This is a genomic window from Bartonella vinsonii subsp. vinsonii, from assembly GCF_902825235.1.
GTDB lineage: Bacteria > Pseudomonadota > Alphaproteobacteria > Rhizobiales > Rhizobiaceae > Bartonella > Bartonella vinsonii.
In genome coordinates this window covers 1-5,061 of record NZ_CADEAJ010000021.1, presented here as the reverse complement: position 1 = coordinate 5,061, position 5,061 = coordinate 1, and the positions used below count along the sequence as shown (strand labels likewise).

1 protein-coding gene is annotated in these 5,061 nt (G+C 46.3%); it reads left to right on the top strand.

Annotated elements, in window-relative coordinates; translation table 11 throughout:
* On the top strand, window positions 1–5,061 hold a 5,061-nt coding region (locus J7R12_RS08410; protein ID WP_208439052.1), incomplete at both ends, for a hemagglutinin repeat-containing protein.

The following is a 5,061-nucleotide window of genomic DNA, read 5'->3' as shown; positions in this document are numbered from 1 at the left end:
AGTTGATGGCACTGTGTTGAATGATTTTGGCGCCATAATAGCAGAGGGTGATTTGTTTTTTACCAATGCAGATGGCACAGGAAAGAGCCTTTCCCTTGTCAATAAAGCAGGCTTTATTCAAGCCGGTGGCAACTTAAATATCCAAACCAACACCCTCAAAAACGAAGCCGATAGCACGCCTGTTATCACGGAAAAAACGGAATATAGCGATATTTCATTCGAAAGATCAAAGGGTTCTGATCAGCTCAGTGATGGGATGTTATATCATGATACGAGATTGAATAGCTGGGGCAAAGGAAAGCTTTCTAAGTGGCCGGTATTGAGTGACACGAAGAACTTTATATTTAAACAGCAGATTTGGGCGAGCAAAGAAGAAACCTATGGCAAAACAACATTGAAAGACGGAACAGTTTATAAGGCATTTACTTGGGAATATAATGATAACAGAAAAGGCATAGAACAGTATTCCTGGAATGGTGATAGATGGAGAGAAGGATTCTTGGGGCTCTCGTTCCTAAACGAAAACTGGTCACACATGACAGAAGAAACTGTCACGCAAGAGTTTTCGCATAAACCCACTGTTTCGGGGATGATAGAGTCTCACGGCAATCTGATCATTAACGCTGATAGCATTGACAACCATTATAGCATTATAAGAGCGGAAGGAAATGCCGATATTCACGCCAATGTGCTCACCAATTTAGGGGCAACAGCTTATAAAAACACCTATATGCATTGTAATGCAAACACAGATGCTTATTGTTATGGCTATCAAGCTGATGGAAGCCGCGATGTTTCTTTAGATATAGCCAATGGCAAGTATCGCCAAACTGGCTCAGAAGCTTTGGAGAGCGTTCCTGGTCTTGTCCAAGCGGGTGGCACGTTGAATTTGGTGGTCGATCAACTCCACAACACGGCAGCGGAAGGTTCGATTACAGGGGATGCGCATTTTGAGGCAAAAGCCGTTGGGGGTGATCCACTAGGGGCGCTGAGCGGTTTGACTGGGGCTGGTGCTTTGTTTACGCCAAATATCGCCTTAGATGGTACAGCTGGTGTTTCGGATGGGAGTTCATTGCCTTTACCAAAACCCCAATCGGGTGGAATTGGGGGCACGCTACCCAACCAGAATTTCCTTTATGAAACGCGGGCAGAATTCCTTGATGTTGGCAAGTTTTATGGCTCAGCCTATTATTTGAACAGAATTGGCTACAAACCTGATCGGGAGATTTTTTTCTTAGGCGATGCTTATTTTGAAAAGCAATTGATTGAGAAACAAATGCGTGATCTGGTTGGTCAGGGTTTGGGAAAAGGTTCCTTTATTCCTGGAAGTGATGCTATTGAACAAGTCAAAACCTTGCTTGATGTCGGGGCGGAATATGCAAAAGCACACAATCTCCCTTTTGGTGAGGCTTTGAGTAAAGAACAATTGGCGTCCCTAGAAGCCCCGATGGTGATTTATGTGCGCCAACAGATCAAGGGCATGGATGTTTATGCACCGGTGCTTTACATCCCTGAAAAAGACAGAGCCTCCTTTGTTTCTGCTGGTGCTTTGATTATGGGGGATGATGTCAATATCACCAGCCAGAATACAAGCAATTCAATGATAACCAATTCTGGGCGGATAAATGCAAACCACCAATTGCATGTGCATGGTGGGGATCTCCTCAGTCAAGGGGGGCATTTTGCTGCTGGTGGTGATGCTGTTTTACTTGCGGAGAAGAATATTCGTTTTGAAGCAGGGCGAACAACGGTTGACGGCGTGGAGACCGTTTTAAACACCGAGGCGCTTTCTACAGGGGGCAATGCGAGCGTGATCGCCAAACAAGATCTCACAGCCTCAGGGGTTAAGATCAGCACAGGGGGCGATCTTGCCATGGCCACAGAACAAGGCAACTTGACGATAGGTTCAGCAGAAACCCACTACCATGATGAACAGGGTGATGCCACCATGCATCATAAATCTGCGTTAAACTCTGGAGGATCGACGACACTTGTCTCTGGAAAAGATTTGAATATCTTAGGCTCTGATGTTCAAGCAACGGATAATCTTTCCTTACAAGCAAAAGGCAACGTTTCGATTGATGCCACGCGCAACAGTGCCAATAGCCATCACGGGGATCAAACCTCTCATGTTGCCTTACACAATGGCTCTCATTTAAGTTCTGGAAAAGAGACCACGGTTCTCTCTGGAAAAGATATTCATATGGCTGCTTCCGATATAGATGCCAAGGGCAATGTTGTTCTTGGTGCACAAGGGGAAATAGCGATAGGGGTGAGAGAAGATGAAATGGAGTATCATCTTCGCGCCAACAACACCAAAGTCGATATGCAAGCCTTGATTTCCCAGGGATCAACAATAAAATCTGGAGGCGATACCACTGTCGTTGCAGGGCAGGATGGAAAGAAGCATGATCTCACCATCACAGGCAGTTCTGTTGCGGCTGATGGCAAGGTGGGGCTAAAAGCCAGCAATGATATTGTGATCACCAATGCAGAGGATAGCTTACATTATGAGATGTCGTACCATAAAGACGGGGGAACATTCAGCAGCAGCAAATCCGTGCATAACAAGGTGGATGCTGTCCAAGTTTCCGGTTCACTCATATCTGGGGGCAAAGGCGTTGCCATTGACTCAGGAAACAACACGGAAGTTGTAGCCTCGACGCTCATAGCCGGTAAGGCAGGGGAAACGTCAGGAGAGAAAACACCAGAAGATCAGGCAAAAGCGGATATTACCATTCACTCTGGTGGAAATATTGTTATCAAAGGTGCCCAAGAACATTTTGATCAGCAACAGCAATCCTCGTCAAGTAGCCTTTTGCACGAGGAATCTTCAGATAAATCTGAATCGCACACCACAACGGTTTCCTCTGTTCTAGGTGCGACGGGCAACATTGATATGGAAGCGCAAGGGGATGCCAAGATTACTGCTTCTCATCTGCTTTCTGGTCAAGACATCAATGTGAGTGCAGAAGATGTGATGATTGATGGCATGACAGACCACCATAGCAGCCATTCAGAGGAGCATGAAACGGGTTTTGGCGTGGGATCAGGCAAGGGCTTTGTATCGATATATGGAAGTGAAGGCAAAACGCAAAATGAAGAGAGTTTTGAACATCAAGGCTCTTCTTTGAATGCGGATGGCACTCTCAACATCACCGCCAAGAAAAAAGATGTGACAATTGTGGGCTCTGATGTTGAAGGGGAAAATGTTCATCTTACCGCAGCGCATGATGTTAATGTGCTTGTTGGCCATAATAGCCATAAGTCAAGCTCAAAAGAAGAGCGGGAAGGTTTTGGCATTCAGTTTGAAAAGAGCAGCAGCAGTGCCTCTGTCGGTGTTGGGGTTGCCAGTGCGAAGGATACGGGTGATGAGTGGGAAACGACCTCTGTTCAATCGCACATCACGGCGAAGAAAGATGTACAGATCACTGCCGGCAATGATGTGACCATGCAAGCGGCAGATGTTTTGGCGGATCGTGATCTAAATATCGATGCCGGCAATAATGTCACACTATCAGAAAGCCATGATATCTCCAATACACAGGAAACCCATGAAAAATCCTTTGCCGGTGTTACAACCACTGTCAATGTGGGTGTTCTTGATACTGTACAAGGCTTAAAAGATTCAGCGGACCACATGAATAATAAGGATGGAAATAACACAGTTATTAATGGCGTACTGACTGGCATGAAAATCAATAACCTCTTTAACAAAGGTAGGAATTTTGTGAGTTGGCTGAGTGGCAATACAGGGGAAAGGGGCAATATCAGCAAAGGACTGAGTAGCCCATTAGGAGGGGTGGGGGGCTCCACCAAGGATGCTCTTGCCAATATGGCTGATGTTTCTGCTAGCGTAACCGTGGGCTTTAAGACAGAGAAAGCAGAAGCCTCTTTTCAAACCTCCACGGCGGTGACAGGAACAATGGAAGCAGGGCGTTCTGTTAACATGCAAGCCCACAAAGGCAGCATCCATGATATTGGAGGTGACATTATCGCCGGTACCAATCCTGTTTATGCAAATGATGAGCAGAGTGGAAATATCAACTTAGAAGCAGGGAAAGATATCACCTTTGAAAGTGCACAAACCACGCAAAGCACACAAAACCACAATGAAAGCGCCTCGGTAAATGTTGGGTATAGCTATGGTACCGGTGGTGCTGGGGGAACAGGCAATGCTTCCTTTAGTCAAGGGGAAGGCTCCAGTGAGGAAGTTCAACACAAAAACAGCCATCTTAGTGGCACCGGTACTGTTCACACCAACAGTGGAGGAAACACCACATTTGCGGGGGCCGTGGTTTTGGGAGACCATGTAGAGATGAATGTTGGTGGTGATTTGACCATTACCAGCCGCAGTGATACGGGTCAAACCTCTAACAAGCAGAAATCTGCTTCTGTTGGGTTTGGTGGCAGCAAAAGTTTTGATGCAGGCTCAACAAGCTTCTCCTTACAAAAGGATCAATCCTCCAGCGATTATCACAGTGTTGTGGAGCAATCAGGCATCAAAGCGGGTGATGGCGGTTTTAAGATCAACGTTAAAGATAAAACAACCCTGACTGGGGGGCTGATTGCCAGCACCGCGTCGCCAGACAAAAACAGCCTGACCACAGGAAGCATCAGTACCAGTGACATCACCAACAGTGCGAGTGCACAAGCCAGCAGCCATGGTTTTAGCCTTTCTGGGAACGACACGATAAAAAACATTGCCAAAAATGCTTTAAGTCATGGGAAAGCCAAGGATGCGGCGGACGGGGAAACCAAATCCGCCATCAGTGATGGCACCATCATCTTAACCGATGCAACCAACCAGAGGGCGATGGGGCAAGATGCTGGACAAATCATTGATGCCCTCAACCGCAACACCGCAGCAGCCCACCAAGCGGTAGTGCCGCTGGATACCACATCGCTTGAGGGAGCAGTGCATAATCGCCTCGATATGATCAATGATTTATCAGATGAAGGATTTGGATACCTTGGTAAAATTTATAAAATCTCATATGTCAAAGAGCATTTTGAGGGTGAGGTTTTGCATGATGAAAATGGCAATGTCATCTATGCAAC